15 protein-coding genes are annotated in these 15,713 nt (G+C 63.0%); 8 read left to right on the forward strand and 7 right to left on the reverse strand.

All coding sequences use genetic code 11. The features are described from left to right. Positions 1 to 90 precede the first annotated feature (90 nt). The 6 genes from sufC (at position 91) to B2Z70_RS15190 (ending at position 4,718) form a co-directional block, all read left to right on the forward strand. Positions 91 to 855, forward strand: coding sequence for a Fe-S cluster assembly ATPase SufC (gene sufC, locus B2Z70_RS15165; protein ID WP_009801049.1), 765 nt, complete (start codon positions 91 to 93; stop codon positions 853 to 855). Beyond that, on the forward strand, positions 855 to 1,952 hold the full coding sequence (sufD, locus tag B2Z70_RS15170; protein ID WP_292984416.1) for a Fe-S cluster assembly protein SufD: 1,098 nt from the start codon (positions 855 to 857) through the stop codon (positions 1,950 to 1,952). The genes sufC and sufD overlap by 1 nt, the downstream gene beginning before the upstream one ends. Next, positions 1,952 to 3,193 (forward strand): aminotransferase class V-fold PLP-dependent enzyme, encoded by a 1,242-nt coding sequence (locus B2Z70_RS15175; RefSeq protein WP_292984418.1) that lies wholly within the window; start codon positions 1,952 to 1,954, stop codon positions 3,191 to 3,193. The genes sufD and B2Z70_RS15175 overlap by 1 nt, the downstream gene beginning before the upstream one ends. 74 nt (positions 3,194 to 3,267) lie before the next feature. Further along, complete coding sequence (locus B2Z70_RS15180) at positions 3,268 to 3,669, forward strand: SUF system Fe-S cluster assembly protein (protein ID WP_040612998.1); 402 nt, start codon at positions 3,268 to 3,270, stop codon at positions 3,667 to 3,669. 10 nt (positions 3,670 to 3,679) lie between these two features. Further along, the gene (locus B2Z70_RS15185; RefSeq protein ID WP_292984422.1) at positions 3,680 to 4,039 is read left to right on the forward strand and encodes a HesB/IscA family protein; all 360 of its coding nucleotides are present in this window, start codon (positions 3,680 to 3,682) and stop codon (positions 4,037 to 4,039) included. Between the two features lie 76 nt (positions 4,040 to 4,115). Further along, positions 4,116 to 4,718, forward strand: coding sequence for a glutathione S-transferase (locus B2Z70_RS15190; RefSeq protein WP_292984424.1), 603 nt, complete (start codon positions 4,116 to 4,118; stop codon positions 4,716 to 4,718). 66 nt (positions 4,719 to 4,784) lie between these two features. Here the strand turns inward: B2Z70_RS15190 and B2Z70_RS15195 are convergent, their stop codons facing one another. The 4 genes from B2Z70_RS15195 to B2Z70_RS15210 form a co-directional block, all read right to left on the reverse strand. Then, the gene (locus tag B2Z70_RS15195) at positions 4,785 to 5,666 is read right to left on the reverse strand and encodes a GGDEF domain-containing protein (protein WP_292984426.1); all 882 of its coding nucleotides are present in this window, start codon (positions 5,664 to 5,666) and stop codon (positions 4,785 to 4,787) included. A 275-nt stretch (positions 5,667 to 5,941) separates the two neighbouring features. Continuing rightward, positions 5,942 to 7,384: a DEAD/DEAH box helicase gene (locus tag B2Z70_RS15200; protein WP_292984428.1), complete on the reverse strand. Its 1,443-nt coding sequence runs from the start codon at positions 7,382 to 7,384 to the stop codon at positions 5,942 to 5,944. A 171-nt stretch (positions 7,385 to 7,555) separates the two neighbouring features. Continuing rightward, positions 7,556 to 8,830, reverse strand: coding sequence for an amidohydrolase family protein (locus B2Z70_RS15205; RefSeq protein ID WP_292984430.1), 1,275 nt, complete (start codon positions 8,828 to 8,830; stop codon positions 7,556 to 7,558). Continuing rightward, positions 8,830 to 10,254: an amidohydrolase gene (locus B2Z70_RS15210; protein WP_040612416.1), complete on the reverse strand. Its 1,425-nt coding sequence runs from the start codon at positions 10,252 to 10,254 to the stop codon at positions 8,830 to 8,832. The genes B2Z70_RS15205 and B2Z70_RS15210 overlap by 1 nt, the downstream gene beginning before the upstream one ends. Before the next feature lie 205 nt (positions 10,255 to 10,459). On the opposite strand from B2Z70_RS15210, the gene B2Z70_RS15215 reads away from it, so the two are divergent. Continuing rightward, positions 10,460 to 11,311, forward strand: coding sequence for a penicillin-binding transpeptidase domain-containing protein (locus tag B2Z70_RS15215; protein ID WP_292984433.1), 852 nt, complete (start codon positions 10,460 to 10,462; stop codon positions 11,309 to 11,311). A 49-nt stretch (positions 11,312 to 11,360) separates the two neighbouring features. Here B2Z70_RS15215 and B2Z70_RS15220 read toward each other — a convergent pair whose 3' ends face one another. Both B2Z70_RS15220 and parE read right to left on the reverse strand, forming a co-directional pair. After that, positions 11,361 to 12,152 carry a hypothetical protein gene (locus B2Z70_RS15220; protein WP_009801037.1) on the reverse strand — a complete coding sequence of 264 codons (792 nt, stop codon included), beginning with the start codon at positions 12,150 to 12,152 and terminating at the stop codon, positions 11,361 to 11,363. A gap of 155 nt (positions 12,153 to 12,307) precedes the next feature. After that, positions 12,308 to 14,446 (reverse strand): DNA topoisomerase IV subunit B, encoded by a 2,139-nt coding sequence (gene parE, locus B2Z70_RS15225; protein ID WP_292984436.1) that lies wholly within the window; start codon positions 14,444 to 14,446, stop codon positions 12,308 to 12,310. 85 nt (positions 14,447 to 14,531) lie between these two features. Here parE and B2Z70_RS15230 point away from each other — a divergent pair, with 85 nt between their 5' ends. Further along, positions 14,532 to 14,936: an ACT domain-containing protein gene (locus tag B2Z70_RS15230; RefSeq protein WP_292984438.1), complete on the forward strand. Its 405-nt coding sequence runs from the start codon at positions 14,532 to 14,534 to the stop codon at positions 14,934 to 14,936. A 3-nt stretch (positions 14,937 to 14,939) separates the two neighbouring features. Here B2Z70_RS15230 and B2Z70_RS15235 read toward each other — a convergent pair whose 3' ends face one another. After that, positions 14,940 to 15,548, reverse strand: coding sequence for a transglycosylase SLT domain-containing protein (locus B2Z70_RS15235; RefSeq protein WP_009801034.1), 609 nt, complete (start codon positions 15,546 to 15,548; stop codon positions 14,940 to 14,942). Positions 15,549 to 15,713: the final 165 nt, after the last annotated feature.

A 15,713-nucleotide genomic window follows, 5' to 3' on the forward strand; every position in this document is an offset into this window, starting at 1 on the left:
GCGCGCGCCTTCGGGCGCTGCGCCTGAAACGATAAAGGGTTCGAGCCGGCCTCCCTCTCATGCGCCGGCGCGACGATAAGGAAGACGACCATGTTGGTGATTGAGAACCTGCAAGCGCGCGTTGATGCGGAAGACGGCGACGGCCGCCAGATCCTCAAGGGCGTGAGCCTGAAAGTCCCCGCGGGCGAGGTGCACGCGATCATGGGGCCCAATGGCTGCGGCAAGTCCACGCTGTCCTATGTGCTCTCGGGTCGGGACGGTTACGAGATCACCGGCGGCTCGATGAGCTTTGACGGTCAGGACCTCGCCGAGATGGAGCCCGAAGAGCGCGCCGCGGCGGGCGTTTTCCTGTCCTTCCAGTATCCGGTTGAAATTCCCGGCGTTCCGACCCTGACCTTCATCAAGGAAGCGCTGAACGCCCAGAAGCGCCTGCGCGGCGAGGACGAAGTCCCGGCGCCCGCCTTCATGAAGCTGGCGCGCGAAGCTGCGGCTCAGCTCGGCATCAGCAATGACATGCTCAAGCGCCCGGTGAATGTTGGGTTCTCCGGCGGTGAGAAGAAGCGCATGGAGATTTTCCAGGCGCTGATGCTGCAGCCCAAATTCCTGATCCTCGATGAGACCGATTCCGGGCTCGACATCGACGCTCTGAAGGTTGTCGCAGAAGGCGTGAACGCCCTGCGCAATGAAGAGCGCGGCATGCTGGTGATCACCCATTATCAGCGGCTGCTCGATTACCTCAAGCCGGACGTGGTTCATGTCATGGCGGCGGGCCGCATTCAGGAAACCGGCGGGCCCGAGCTGGCGCACAAGCTCGAAAAAGAGGGCTATGACAAATACGCAGGCGAGGCGGCGTAATGACGGTTGCGCTCAAACTTACGGACATGGAAACGGCGCTGATCGATCAGCTGCCGCAGGACGCGCCCCTGCGCGCCGTCCTCTCCGAACACGGCTTGCCGCATCGCCGGGTGGAAGAATGGAAATGGACCGATCTGCGCACGGTGGTGGGCAAGCTGCCCGCCGAGCCGGGCGTCCTGACCTTCACAATCTCACGTGAGCCTGACGCCTGGGCTGAACAGGACGAGGAGCCGAGCCTTCTCATGCCGCGCCTCGCTTCTGCACTTGGCGAGGATATTCAGGTCTACACGCTGGAAGACGGTGAACGTCTTGAGCTTGGCATTGAAGCCAGTTCGGGCGTCTCCAACCAGCAGGTTCTGGTGCTAGTGCCTGAAGGCGTGAAGGCCGAGCTCGTTGAAAGCTATGCGGTGGAACCGGACGGCTTCGCCAATCTGACGCTGGTTATCGTCGTGATGCCGGGCGCCGAGCTGGATCGTGTGATAGAGCAGCATGCGTCCCCGGATGCGGCGCTGGTCGTGACGAGCCTGATTGATCTGGCGCCGGGCGCCAAGCTCAACCAGACGACGCTCGGTTTCGGCGCAAAACTCGCCCGGCTTGAAACCCATGTCAGCCATGCCGGCGAGGGCGCCGAGCTGCAGCTTGATGGCGCCTATGTGCTCGATGAGGGCCTGCATCTCGATCAGACCTCGCTTGTGCGCCATGAGGGCCCGAACGGGGTGACCAAGGAGCTGTTCAAGGGCGCGGCGGCCAGGGGCGCAAAAGGCGTCTTCCAGGGCAAGATCCATGTGGAGCAGGCGGCGCAGAAGACCGATGCCCAGATGCAGCATCGCGGCCTTTTGCTGGATGACAAGGCCGAGATCGACGCCAAGCCCGAGCTTGAGATTTACGCCGATGATGTGGTCTGCGCTCATGGCAACGCCTTTGGCGCTCTGGATGAGGACGCCCTGTTCTACATGCGTCAGCGCGGCTTGCCCGAGAGCAAGGCGCGGGCTCTTCTGACACAGAGCTTCCTGGCGGAACCGATCGAGCGCATTCGCGATGAGGATGACCGTGAGCGCCTGCTGGCGCGTCTTATGGTCGGGCTGGAGGCGTTGTGATGACCGCAGAGCTGAAACCTGTGGCCGGGCTGGACGTAATGGCGGTGCGCCGTCAGTTTCCGATCCTGACGCGTGAAGTGAATGGCAAGCCGCTCGTCTATCTCGACAGCGCGGCCTCGGCCCAGAAGCCGGAAGCCGTGATTGAAGGGGTGGGGAATGTCTGGCGTCACTCTTACGCCAACGTGCACCGGGGTCTGCATACCCTCGCCAATGAGGCCACTGAGGCGTTCGAGGCGAGCCGGGGCAAGCTGGCGCGCTTTCTGGGCGCCGCATCGCCGGACCAGATCGTGTTCACACGCGGCGCCACCGAGGCCATCAACCTTGTGGCCGACAGCTTTGGCGCGACGCTCAAAGAGGGCGACGAGATCATCGTCAGCCAGATGGAGCATCACTCCAACATCGTCCCCTGGCATTTCCTGCGTGAACGCAAGGGCGTGGTGCTCAAATGGGCGCCGGTGACCGATGACGGCGCGCTCGACATGGCGGCGTTCGAGAGCCTGCTGACCGAGCGCACGAAGATGGTCGCCATCACCCACATGTCCAACGTCATGGGCACGGTGTCTCCGATCGAAGCCATAGTGGAGAAGGCGCACGCGGTTGGCGCGGCGGTGCTGGTGGATGGCTCCCAGGGCGCGGTACACATGCCGGTCGATGTGCAGGCGCTTGGCTGTGACTTCTACGTGGTCACGGGGCACAAGCTGTATGGGCCCAACGGCGTCGGGGCGCTCTATGCGTCGGGTGACTGGTTGGATCGCTTGCGGCCCTATCAGGGCGGCGGCGAGATGATTGCGGAAGTGCGCGAGGACGGCGTGGTCTATGCCGACGTACCGCACAAGTTCGAGGCCGGAACACCCGTGATCGCCGAGGTGATCGGTCTGGGCGCCGCGCTTGACTGGCTCACGAGCCTCGACCGCATCGCACTGATGGAGCATGAGCGTCAGCTGATGGACCGGTTCGAGGCCGGTCTGGCGGACTTTGAGGGCGTAACGCTTCTTGGTCGGACCCAGGACAAGGGCGCCATCACCTCCTTCAGTCTGGAGGGCGCGCATCCGCATGATCTGGCGCAACTCATGGACAAGTATGGCGTCGCTGTGCGGGCCGGGCATCATTGCGCCCATCCTCTGATGCAGCGCTTCGGCGTGGTTGGAACGGTGCGCGCCAGCTTCGCCGCCTACAATAACGAGGCGGATGTGGACGCGGCGCTTGAAGCATTGCGAAAAGCCAAGAGCTTTCTCATCTAGAGGGCATGATGAGCATGGATACTGAACACAAGGCCGATGCACGTGACGTGCTGGATCTGGGCGCCGCCCCGTCCATGACCGAAGACAAGCCGGCTGAAGCGGGTGCGACCGTCTCGGTCCCCGAGGTTGAGGCAGACGCCAAGCAGGAGCTCGACATTCCGCAGGAAGAGATCGAGCGGATCACCCGCGATGTGATTGAAGCGCTCAAGACGGTGTTTGATCCGGAAATTCCGGTCGACATTTATGAGCTCGGCCTGATCTATCAGGTTGATCTTGAGCCGGATCATGTCCTGAAGGTCGAGATGACCCTGACGGCCCCGGGCTGTCCGGTGGCGGGCGAGATGCCCGGCTGGGTCCGGGACGCTTGTGAGACCGTCAAGGGCGTGGACCGCGCCGATGTCACGCTGACCTTTGACCCGCCCTGGTCGCCGGACCGCATGTCCGACGAAGCCAAGCTGACGCTGAACATGTTCTGAGGAGCCGATTATGGCCCGACAACAACCCAAGGCCGTCACCCTGACCGAAGCCGCCGCCACGCGCGTCAAGAAGCTCATGGCGGACCGGGATCTCGGCTATCTGCGCGTGGGCGTCAAGAATGGCGGCTGTGCGGGCATGGAATACGTCATGGACTATGTCGCCGAGCCCGATCCACTCGATGAGCGGGTCGAGGATCAGGGCGTCGAGATCGTGGTGGACGCCAAGTCCTTGCTGTTCCTGCTGGGCGCCCAGATCGATTATGAGGTTACTCCGCTGCACGCCAAGTTCGTCTTCCGCAATCCCAATGAGACGGATGCCTGCGGCTGCGGCGAGAGTGTGACCCTCGTGCCTGCGCAGGTCGCGGACTAGCCTTCAGCCTGCCACCAAAGCTTGCCTTTCTGCGGGACGCACGGCCTCATGCCGGTTCTGACGGAGGACTGGTGCTGTGAAACTCTTTGTGTCGCCGACCTCGCCCTATGCACGCAAATGCCGGGCGCTGATCATCGAGAAAAGCCTGGAGCACAAGATCGAAGTGATCGAGTGCGACCCACGCAGCGATCCGGCGGAGCTGCTGGACGCCAATCCGCTGGGCAAGGTTCCCGCCCTGACCCGCGAAGGCGCGCCGGCCTTGATGGATTCCCCTCTGATCTGCGAGTTCATCGACAGTCTGGATGACGAGAACTGGATTCCCAAGCGGGGCGCCAGCCGCATTCTGGTGCTGCGCCAGCAGGCTCTGGCCGACGGTCTGATCGATCTGACCATTGGCCGCCGCATCGAAATGCAACGGGAGGCGGACAAGCAATGGGATTACTGGTCCGAGCGGTGGGAGCGGGGCATTCGCCGCACGCTCGACGCGCTATACGCCGACCGCGGCCAGTATGAGCGGTCTGTGGATCTAGGGGCGCTCAGCGTTGCAGTTGCGCTGTTCTATCTGGACCTGCGCTACCCTGAGCTCGACTGGCGCGGCGACTATCCTGAACTGGGCGAATTCGCCGAGCGTTGGGATCAGCGCGCCAGCTTCGAACAGACGCGCCCGCCAGCGGCCTGACCAATCCGGGAAACAAGAAAGCCCTCATCCATGGATGAGGGCTTTCTTATAGCGCTGTGAGTTGCGTCAGGCAGCAGCCGTGCCGCGGCCTCCGTTCATCTCGGCCCCATCGACCGTGACGCGGTTCCGGCCTTTCTGCTTGGACTTGTACAGATTGGCGTCGCAGCGCTCGATCAGACATTCCACGACCTCGGACGGTCGGAATTGCGACACGCCCATCGACACGGTGATATTGCCAAGGTCTTCATTGGTCGACTTGCGCAACAGGCGTTTGCTTTCGACCACCTGTCGGATCTTTTCAGCGATTTCGGTTGCATCCTGCAAGGAGGTGTTGGGCATGACTATGCCGAATTCCTCGCCGCCATAGCGCGCCACGACATGATGGTCCGACGCGTAGCGCGCCAGACAGGCGGAGACAAAGCGGATGATCTGGTCTCCGGTCTGATGTCCCCAAGTGTCGTTGAAGCGCTTGAAGTGGTCGATATCGCAGAGCACGAGCGAGAAGGGCGCGCCGGTCAGATCCGCCTCTCGGCGTGACTTGCGCATGGATTCGTCAAAGCGTTTGCGATTGGCGACTCCGGTCAGGGCGTCGGTCATCGCTTCTTCGCGCACTTTTTCAAGATTGCTGCGAAGCTGGTTCACTTCCTGGCTGGTTTCCTGCAGGCGGCGTTCCAGATCACGCGAACGGCGCTGCATCCGCGCCGTGGCGGCGACGAGGCCTTCCACCATCTGCTTGATTGCGCTGGCGTCCGTCACCTTGTCGAGACGGCCTGAAGCGCCAGCCAGCTCCGCGCCATAGGCGGCGGTGTCGCGCTCGGCGGCCTGAAGGGTCTGCACCACAGAGCCCAGTTCGCGACTCATCGCGCCGCCGGCGTCCAGGACGGCGCTCTGGATCCGCTTGAAACTGAAATGGGTGTCGTAAAGGTCTTCCAGAAGCTCGGGAGACATCGGTTCATCCCGATCCAGATGTCCCTGAATGACCGAACACAACTCCGGTATCGTATCAGACACATATGCGGTGAAAATCGCATAGTTGTGAGGCGTGGGCACAAGCCCGAGACTTGCCATCAAATCAAGCGCTTTGCGCCCGATCTCGATACCCTCAGCTGCGTGTAGACGACCGTTCAAAACGAACCCCTGACCTTGGACCGCTATTCTGCGGTTCTTGGCGGGAACTATCGCATCTGAATCAAAAGATCGGGTAAACGCGACGTCGATTTTGCCTAGGGAAGCGCGGGACGGAGCAAAAATTCCGGCACATGATCGCCAAACCCGACCGGGCTGAGATCGCGCTCATGGCGGTCCCGACGATCCTGACGCGAGGAGCGTTCATTGCGGGACGACCGTTCCTTGCGTTCGGGTTTGTCCTGGGCCGGGGCCGGAGCCGGGGCGCGCTCGGAGACGGCTTCGGCTTTTGCGGCTTCAGCGGCGGGCGCCTCGGCTTCAGGTTTGGCGCGGGAGCGCGAACGGCGACGGGATTTGGGTTTCTCGTCGACGGCTTCCGCCTTGGGCGCTTCTGCAACCGGTGCCTCGGGAGCTTCGCCGGACAGCTTCAGCTCCGCCGGTTCCTTGCCGATCAGCTTGACGACCTTGGCGAGCGCCTTGTTGTCCTCTGAGGACACGAGCGTGACGGCTTCACCCTTCTGTCCCGCGCGGCCGGTCCGGCCGATGCGGTGCACATAGTCGTCAGCATTGCGCGGAATATCGACATTGAACACATGGCTCACCGCCGGAATATCGAGACCGCGGGCGGCCACGTCAGATGCGACCAGAAGACGCAGTTCTCCGGATTTGAATTCGGCCAGGGTTTTCGTGCGCTGGCTCTGGTCAAGATCGCCATGGATCGGAGCGGCGGAAAAGCCGTGGCGTTGCAGCGAGCGTGCGACAATATCCACGTCGCGCTTGCGATTGCAGAAGATGATGCCGTTCTTCACGCCGTCCCGGTTGATCGCGGCGCGCAGGGCTTCGCGCTTGGTGCGAGCCTGATTGTCGGACACGCGCAGGATGAACTGGGTGATCGTATCAGCCGTCTGAGCCGGGCGCGTCACTTCAACCCGCTCGGGATCACGCAGGAAGGTGTCCACCAGATGCTTGATCTCTCCCGGCATGGTGGCGGAGAAGAACAGGGTCTGACGGCGTGGCGGCAGCAATTTCAGGATCCGCTCGATATCGGGGATGAAGCCCATGTCGAGCATGCGGTCGGCTTCGTCGATCACGAGGATCTCGACGCCGGTCAGCAGGAGGCCGCCGCGTTCAAAGTGGTCCAGAAGCCGGCCTGGCGTCGCGATGAGGATGTCCGCGCCCTGATCCAGAATCTTCTTCTGCGGTTCAAACGACACGCCGCCAATCAGCAGCGCCATGTTGAGCTTGTGGTTCTTGGCGTAGAGCTTGACGTTGTCCGCCACTTGCGCCGCCAGTTCCCGGGTCGGCGCCAGCACCAGAGAGCGCGGCATGCGGGCGCGGGCGCGACCGCGCGAGAGGCGCTCGATCATGGGCAGGGTGAAGGATGCGGTCTTGCCGGTGCCGGTCTGGGCGATGCCCAGAACATCCCGCCCGGTGAGCGCAACCGGAATGGCGCCCTCCTGGATCGGAGTGGGTTTTTCGTAGCCGGCGTCAGCAATAGCTGACAGGAGTGCGGGGCTCAGCCCGAGGTCTTCAAACGTCATGCGCCTCTGAAGTCGCTTATTCGGTCAGGAGCGGGGTCGATCCTGGCTAACCGGCGCCAGCTCATCCGGCGCATTTGCGTGGCGCGAACATAAAAGGCCGGCGCGCGCTGTCAACGCGGCCGGCCCTTTTCTGTGACTTAAACGCCAGTGTGTGACGTTTAAGGGACGCGGTCAGTGCTCGTAGGCGTACTGATGCTCGTCCACGATCTCCGCATAGCGGTCCCGTAGACGGGTCTGACGGGTTTCGAGGCTCTGGATCTCGCCATTGATGATGACGCTGGTGGGAGCGCTCATCACTTCCAGCGGGTCACCGTCCCAGACCACAACATCAGCCGCATAGCCGGACGCCAGGGCGCCAAAGCGGTCGCCGACGCCATAGATCTCGGCCGGCGTCAGCGTGATCGCCCGGAAGGCGTCCGCCCAGTCGGCCCCGTGCGCGACGGCGATGCCGGCATGCTGGGCCAGAAGCCGCGGGTTGAAGTAGAGGTCGGAGCCCAGCGTGGTGTATGCGAGCTGGACGCCCGCCTCGTGCAGGATCGACGCGCCTTCATTGGTGGAGGCGAGGGTGTCAAAGCTGTCGGGCAGGTTCCGCATGGGATCATAGATCACCGGAATGCTGGCGTCCGCGAGTTCATCCGCCACGAGATGCGCTTCAGCCCCGCCGGCGATGATCACTCGGATCGCGGGATACTGATCGGCGAAGGCGATAGCGCGACGGATATCCGCCGCCCGGTCCATCAGCATGATCAGCGGGATTTCGCCTCGCACCGCACTGACAAGCGCTGCGGCGTCATACCGGTCTATCGCGTCGCCTTCATGATGGGACATGAAGCGCCCCGGATAGAAGCGGGCGTCCTCGATGGCGGCGCGCAGGAAGGCCCAGGCCGCCGTCCGTGATCCGCCCGCTGTGCGTCCGCCGGACTGGGACATGTCCACCAGCATGAACTGGCGTGTTGCAAACAGGCTGTCTTCCGACCCCGTCGCATCCGCCAGCGCGCCGCGTCCGGCCAGAATGGCCGAGCCGGTCGTGGGATGAACGGCAAACCGGGTGACGCCTTCAAGGCGCGCCGAGTCGATATGGGTGCCGGACGGGTTGAAACCGTCCGCCACATCGATCGCAGCGGTGAAGCTGCTGTCATCGGCGGCGTCGTCATGGGTGGAAGGCTCGGCGCCCACCTCGATCAGACCGAGCTGGGTCTGGGGATGGAACAGGCCCGGCGTAATCCAGCCGCCTTGGGCGTCGATGACTTCGATCGAGTCATCCTGCACCTCACCGGAATCGCCCACAGAGACGATGACGCCGTCGCGGATCACCACGGCGCCGTTCTCAATCACGCCGGCGCTGGTGTTGGTGATCACGCGGCCATTGTTGATGACGAGCGTCTGCGCGCTGGCGGGGGCGATGACGGCCGCTGCCAGCAGAAGCGATGTCAGGAGCTTTTTCATCAGTAGTCTCCTTCACCGGGTTGGCCGAGCATGAAGTCGCGCACGGTGCGACGCTCGGGATCGGCGCGGTCGAACATCAGCGCGCCGTCGATATAGACGTTGTCCGCCAGCGCATAACTGGAGAACGGGTGACCGGACCACAGGACGAGGTCGGCGCGCTTGCCTTCCTCGATGGAGCCCGTCTGGTCGAAGATTCCCAGAGCGCGGGCCGGGTTCGATGTGAACCAGCTCACGGCCTCGGCATCGGAGATCTCGATGCCCATCCGGCGCCCATCAGACAGGGCTTTGGCGACTTCGTGATTGAGGCGCTGGATGCCGAGATCGGAGTCCGAATGGATCATGGCGCAGGCCCCGCCCGCATGGGTGAGCGGCAGGTTCTCACGGATGGAGTCATAGGCCTCCATCTTGAAGCCGCCCCAGTCCGCCCAGACGGCGGCGCACGTGTTGTGCTCGGCCAGGAGGTCAGGAATCTTGTAGGCCTCCACAGCGTGATGGAAGGTGGTGACCTGGTAGTCGAACTCCTCGGCGAGATCGAGGATCATCGCCATTTCATCGGCGCGATAGCAGTGCATCTGGACCAGGATTTCCCCTTCGAGCACGCCCATCAGCGTGTCGAGCTCGAAATTGCGGGTCGGCGGATCGACATCCTCGCCCGCCTCGGCGGCCTCCCAGTATTCGTGCCAGCTCTGACGGTAATCGCTCGCCTGCTGCCAGGCTTGCCGGTAACCGGCGAGATTGCCCATGCGGGTGGCGGGACCGCCGCGGTTGCCGTAAACGCGCTTGGGGTTTTCGCCACAGGCCATCTTCAGCGTATAGGGCGCGTCCGGAAACTTCATGCCCTGCATGGTCCGCGAGGGCACATTGCGCAGCGTGACGCCGCGTCCGCCAAACAGGTTCGCGGACCCGGGCAGGATATGCAGCGTGGTCACGCCGGAGGCCAGCGCGGTATCAAAGCCGGGATCCTGGGGCCAGACGCTATGCTCGGCCCAGACTTCGGCGGTGACGGGCGCCACAGCTTCATTGCCATCAGAGTGCGCGTTCACGCTGGGGGAGGGATACACCCCGAGGTGTGAGTGAATGTCCACGACGCCGGGCGTGATGAACCGGCCCCGAGCGTCGATAACGCTGGCGCCCTCTGGCGCGGACAGGCCTGAACCGATCGCTGCGATGCGCCCGTTCTCGATCAGGATATCCGTGTTCTCGAGCTGACCGCCCACGCCGTCGAAGACCGTGGCGCCCGTCAGGAGCGTCACGCCGGACGGGACCGGTTCATAGGTGCTCGGAAACGGATTGGGATCATAGCGGACGACATCGACATCGCCGTTCTGATCCGATCCGGAGCTGGTGTCGTTTGAGCACGCGGCGAGGCCGACAACGGACAAGGCCGCTATCGACGCGCCGAGCGCCTTCAGTGTTCTGTGCACGGAACTCTCCCCTTATTATCGCGCCGGTCGTGAGGCGCGGATCGCGAAGCCGCAGACTGGCTTAATTTGAAGGGGTGAGGGAAGGTGTTACTTGATAACCCCGAAAGGCGGTTCGACCCGGCTCCCCCTCAATGGCGCCATTTCCGCCTCGTCTTCGCCCCTTTGCAGTGAGACACCCCACAGACTTCATCACAGGGGACGACCTATGAAATCTGCATCTATTGGCCTGTGCGCGCTGTTTCTCGGCCTGACCGCAAGCGCGTCAGGTTGGGCGCAGCAGGCGCCGTCGGAAATCAGAATCAGTCGCCAACCCCATCTCGAGTTTATCGGCGATCGACAGGTCAGTTTCATTGCCCGGGATCTGGAAACTGGCGAAACACATGTACTGGAGGGCAGTGAGCCGGATCATCGTCGTGGTCCGTGGTCGACCTTCAAGATTCCCAATCTGGTCATTGCGCTTGAAACCGGGGCGGCGGAGAGCCTCGACACTGAGCTGCCCTGGGACTCGGCCCAGCGTCCGCCCGCCAGCTATTGGCCAGAGGACTGGCGGCAGGACCAGACCCTGAGAAGCGCCTTTGTCCGGTCGGCCGCCTGGGCGTTCCAGGATCTGGCGCTCGAGATCGGGACGGACATCTATCAGGACATCCTGCCGGCCTGGTCGTATGGGGATGCAGAAGTCGCAGACGGCTCGGACCGGTTCTGGCTCGACCATACGCTGGAAATCTCTCCCAGAGAGCAGATCAATTTTCTCGAGCATCTTCTGAAGCGAGAGCTTGGCGTCAGTGAAGCGAGCCTCGCAGCGCTTGATGAGGTGTCTCTCGCAGGCCAGCGCCCTGATGGCGAGCTTCATGGCAAGACGGGCGCAGGCCCGGTTGTGCTGACCGACCAGGATGGCCGCTATGAGGGCTGGTATGTCGGCTATCTGGTTCGGGAGGAGCGAGCCCCGATCGTTTTCGCTCTCCATGCCGAAGCATCCAGCTTTGATGATGTCAGGCTCTTTCGCCGACAAATGGCGGAGCGATTGCTGACCGACGCCACCTCGTACGCACATCCGTAAAAAATGCGGGCCCTCCCTGGGAGGGCCCGCAGATTTACACCGAGGGGAATCACTCTTCGGCGTCGGAGGTCTCGTGATAGGCGGCGGACCAGATATGGGCGTCGAGCGTGCACTGAAGTTCGGGATAGCGCTGCCCGACCTGATAGGGGCCTTGATAAACCGGACATTCGCAGCTGGTCAGCCCATTCTCATCCGCCCGGCATGGAGCAGTCATGCAGCCGGCATAGGAGGCCGACTCAAGCTGGGTGCAATCGGTCGTTCCGAGCTCATGCACGTCCCGATAGGCGAATGAGAATGTCGAGATCAGGACTGCATCGCCCAATTCCGGGTACAGTGTCTGGGGCACGCCCTCCGCGGGATTGCCCAGAAAGCCGCATACAGGCGCCTGCTCGCACTCGGCCCGGGCAGCTATGACTCCGTCCGGCTCCCGGCAGTCATGGTGTAGCGAGTACAGATTGAGACAGCGTTCGCCGGTCTCGCCGCAACGTGCGATCGTCAGCTCGCGAACCGTTTCATTGAGGATCGAGCCGACTTCAACATAGTTCCAGGTTTGCTCGCCTTGATAGCGGCCATCCGGCAGGGCGTAACAGGTACACGCCGCAGTATTAGAAATATTGGGATTGCAGGGCAGTGGCGGGGATGTGGTCCCGACCTTTGTGGGCTGTTCGCCAGAGGGCCCCGAATAATAGCACAGCGCATACCCATTGCCGCGGCACGCCAGAAAATCGGTTCTCGTCTGGTACTCGTCCGCTCGGGGCGGCTCGTCATCCTGTGCAAGCGCCTGCGATCCACCGAGAAGCAGGGTGAATGCCATGAAGATCAAGAAGAGACGTGCCGTCATGGGGCCTCCGATGCGCCAGACCCTGATCACACGCGCAGAGGGCGCGCGCCTGTCAGGAGAATGACGTTAATCGAAAAACAACCCATAGGCGAGTCCCGGGTCGAGATTCTTCCCGCTAGCGATGAAGGCTGTCGATCAATGGGCCGGTATGGAGCCTAGACGTCCACGTCTTCCACGAAGGGAGCATTGTCCTGAATGAACTGGAAGCGCAGTTCAGGTTTCTTGCCCATCAGGGTTTCCACCAGCGCATCGGCGCTTTCGCGCATTTCAGGCGTCACGACGACCCGCGCCAGCGACCGGCTTTCCGGCAGCATCGTGGTGGATTTGAGCTGGGGCGGGGTCATTTCACCCAGACCTTTGAAGCGGCCGACTTCAACCTTGCCCTTCTTGAAGGCCGTCTCCAGAAGGCGGTCCTTCTCGACATCATCCTGGGCATAGAGCGTCTTGCCGCCCTGGGTCAGGCGGTAGAGCGGCGGCTGGGCCATGAAGAGCCTGCCAGATTCAATCAGGCCAGGCAGGAATTTGTAGAAGAAGGTCGCCAGGAGCGCAGCAATGTGAGCGCCGTCCACATCGGCGTCACACATGATGATGACGCGCTCATAGCGAAGGTCCTCAAGGTCGAATTTCTTGCCCGGCTGCACGCCGAGCGCCAGCAGGAGGTCGGAGATTTCCTGATTGGCGGCGATCTTGTCCGCGGTGGCCGACGCAACGTTCAGGATCTTGCCGCGCAGGGGCAGGATGGCCTGGGTCTTCCGGTCGCGCGCCTGTTTGGCGGAGCCGCCTGCAGAATCACCCTCGACCAGGAACAGCTCGGCGCCTTCGGCGGAATTCTGGGAACAATCCGCCAGCTTGCCCGGCAGGCGCAGCTTGCGGGTGGCGGACTGGCGCTTGACCTCTTTCTCGCGCTTGCGCTTGAGCCGGTCCTCAGCCCGATCAACCGCCCATTCCACGAGACGCGCGGCGTCCTTGGGACGGCCCGCCAGCCAGTGATCGAACTGGTCGCGAATGGCCTGTTCGACCAGACGGCCCGCCTCGGCGGTGGACAGCCTGTCCTTGGTCTGTCCCTGGAATTCGGGATCCTTGATGAAGACCGATATCAGAACGCCGGCGCCGCCCATCACATCATCAGCCGTGATCTGGGCGGCTTTCTTCACATTGGCGAGCTCGCCATAGGCGCGAAGGCCCTTGGACAGGGCGGATCGCAGGCCTTGTTCGTGCGTGCCCCCCATCGGGGTGGGGACGGTGTTGCAGAAGCTCTGGCAGAAGCTGTCATCGGGACCGAAACCGTTCTCGGAAAACGCGACCGCCCATTCCACGGCGCCCATCCGTCCGTCACGCTCGACGCGGCCCGCGAACTGGTCGGTGACCAGAGCTGCGCCCGGTGTGAGCTCGACGAGCCGGTCAGCGAGACCGCCCGGGAAGGCGAGGGTGGTTTCAGCCGGAATGTCCGTTCCTTCAACGAGGCTTTCGGGGCATTTCCAGCGGATCTGCACGCCACGGCGCAAGAACGCCTTGGCGCGCGCCATGTTGAAGATGCGCGGCGCCTTAAGAACGGCGCGCGGGCCGAAGATTTCCGGATCAGGCTTGAATCGAACAGTGGTGCCGCGCCGGTTCGGCGCGCCGCCGACCTTTTCGACCGGGCCCTGGGGAATCCCGCGCACATAGACCTGACGCCAGAGTGTCTTGTCGCGCGCCACCTCGACCTCGACCAACTCGGACAGGGCGTTCACCACGGACACGCCCACCCCGTGAAGGCCGCCGGCGGTCTGGTAGGCCTTGTCTGAGAATTTGCCACCTGCGTGAAGCGTGGTCAGCACGACTTCGAGCGCGGATTTGTCGGGAAACTTGGGATGCGGATCGACGGGGATGCCCCGACCGTTATCGCTTACGGAGACGAAGCCATCCTCATCCATTGTGACTTCGATGCGGTCGGCATGGCCGGCCACGGCTTCATCCATCGAGTTGTCGAGGATTTCTGCAAACAGGTGATGCAGCGCCCGCTCATCGGTGCCTCCGATATACATACCCGGACGCTTGCGGACCGGCTCCAGGCCCTCGAGCACCTCGATCGAGGAGGCGTCATACCCCTTGTTCTCCGCAGAGGCGGCCGGGATGGGAGCGGCGGGTTTCGGTGCGGCGGGCGGAGGCGCGGGCGGCGTTTGCCGGGGCGGTTCCGCTGTCGATTGAGCAGCAGGCGCGGGATCAGGCGTCGTCACACGCGGCGCGGACGGGGAGGCCGGCCCTTTGGGCGCGGACGGAGCGGAAAACAGATCGTCTTGCGAATCATCAGCCATCACAGCGTAACTTGCCTCACGCCCGGCCCGGCGTGTAGTGGGCGAAGCAGCCTGCACCGCAATGCCATGTGGAAAGCTTGACGCGATGAAGCCTCTGACGGATCTGCAAGCCCTGCTCGAGGGGCTCGAGCCGGTGCTCGACCCTCATCCCTACGCCTATGCCAGGCTGGATATGCTGACAGAAACGCTGTGCGAGATCGCTTTCGCGACATTCCGGGAGGAGGAGGGCGTCTCGATCATCGCTCTGCTTGATGATCTGGAGACATTGGGGCTTGAACCGATCCATATCTGTCGTCGGATCACACTCAGCGTGCATTCCGCATTGGAGGCAGTGGGTTTGACGGCGAGCATCGCTCAGGCCCTGTCAGAGCGCGGGATCAGCGCCAATGTCGTGGCGGCGCTTCACCATGACCATGTCTTTGTGACCGAGGACCGAGCGCGGGATTCGCTTGAGGTGTTGCAGGCGCTTTCCCGTGCGGCGCGATCCTAGTCGCTAGAAGAACGGGATCAGTCCGCGGTTGAGGCGACGCTCGCAGCGGCGGATCTGGGAATCGTATCGCTCTGCATCTGTCTGCACGGTTCGGGCGGCGCGCAGCAGCCAGTCCTTGTTGCGATAGGTGCGCCGGTTAAAGCCCCCATGACCTTCGTGATAGGCCAGATAGAGCGAATAGGGATCATCCAGGGCTATGCCCGAGAGGCGCTGGGATTTGCTCGCATACCAGCCGATAAAGTCCACGGCGTCGCCAAAGTCGTCGCGGTCCGCCCCCCGCCGTCCCGTGTCCTCGCGATACCAGTCCCAGGTGCTGTTGAGCGCCTGCGCATAGCCATAGGCGGAAGAGGGACGGGCGCCGGGAATGACGCCCAGCAGGCGTCGCCGCGCCGGTCGCGCATGACGATTGAAGCTGGATTCCTTTTTCAGGAAGGCGAGCTGGGTGCCCGGCGAAATGCCCCAGCGCCGCTCAGTCCGCTGCAGATCCCGCCACCAGCTGCGATTGTCCTGCAAGATGAGGCAGGCGTCATGAACCTGATCAGGCGGGCCGGACGCGCAGCCTGACAGAAGAACAAGACCAACAAGGCCAAGAATGACGGACCGGATCACCATGTCCGCACTCTGCTCTCACACGGTTAACCGGCAGTGAAACCCTGACGGGCGCCATATGAAAAACGCACGCCTGTGCTAGCGTGCGCGTTTCGTGTGCGAGGGGAAGCGTGGGGTCGGCGCGCCTGCGTCATACGCGCCGACCCATGTCTCCGCCGTCAATGCATG

This window comes from Oceanicaulis sp. UBA6590, from assembly GCF_002433705.1.
Lineage (GTDB): Bacteria > Pseudomonadota > Alphaproteobacteria > Caulobacterales > Maricaulaceae > Oceanicaulis.

What these genes read in the sequence shown, in the direction of transcription:
- sufC (WP_009801049.1), top strand. Translation starts at nt 91, where the DNA reads ATGTTGGTGATTGAGAACCTGCAAGCGCGCGTTGATGCGGAAGACGGC.
- sufD (WP_292984416.1), top strand. Translation starts at nt 855, where the DNA reads ATGACGGTTGCGCTCAAACTTACGGACATGGAAACGGCGCTGATCGAT.
- B2Z70_RS15175 (WP_292984418.1), top strand. Translation starts at nt 1,952, where the DNA reads ATGACCGCAGAGCTGAAACCTGTGGCCGGGCTGGACGTAATGGCGGTG.
- B2Z70_RS15180 (WP_040612998.1), top strand. Translation starts at nt 3,268, where the DNA reads ATGACCGAAGACAAGCCGGCTGAAGCGGGTGCGACCGTCTCGGTCCCC.
- B2Z70_RS15185 (WP_292984422.1), top strand. Translation starts at nt 3,680, where the DNA reads ATGGCCCGACAACAACCCAAGGCCGTCACCCTGACCGAAGCCGCCGCC.
- B2Z70_RS15195 (WP_292984426.1), bottom strand. Translation starts at nt 5,666, where the DNA reads ATGTCTCCCGAGCTTCTGGAAGACCTTTACGACACCCATTTCAGTTTC.
- B2Z70_RS15200 (WP_292984428.1), bottom strand. Translation starts at nt 7,384, where the DNA reads ATGACGTTTGAAGACCTCGGGCTGAGCCCCGCACTCCTGTCAGCTATT.
- B2Z70_RS15205 (WP_292984430.1), bottom strand. Translation starts at nt 8,830, where the DNA reads ATGAAAAAGCTCCTGACATCGCTTCTGCTGGCAGCGGCCGTCATCGCC.
- B2Z70_RS15215 (WP_292984433.1), top strand. Translation starts at nt 10,460, where the DNA reads ATGAAATCTGCATCTATTGGCCTGTGCGCGCTGTTTCTCGGCCTGACC.
- B2Z70_RS15220 (WP_009801037.1), bottom strand. Translation starts at nt 12,152, where the DNA reads ATGACGGCACGTCTCTTCTTGATCTTCATGGCATTCACCCTGCTTCTC.
- parE (WP_292984436.1), bottom strand. Translation starts at nt 14,446, where the DNA reads ATGGCTGATGATTCGCAAGACGATCTGTTTTCCGCTCCGTCCGCGCCC.
- B2Z70_RS15230 (WP_292984438.1), top strand. Translation starts at nt 14,532, where the DNA reads ATGAAGCCTCTGACGGATCTGCAAGCCCTGCTCGAGGGGCTCGAGCCG.
- B2Z70_RS15235 (WP_009801034.1), bottom strand. Translation starts at nt 15,548, where the DNA reads ATGGTGATCCGGTCCGTCATTCTTGGCCTTGTTGGTCTTGTTCTTCTG.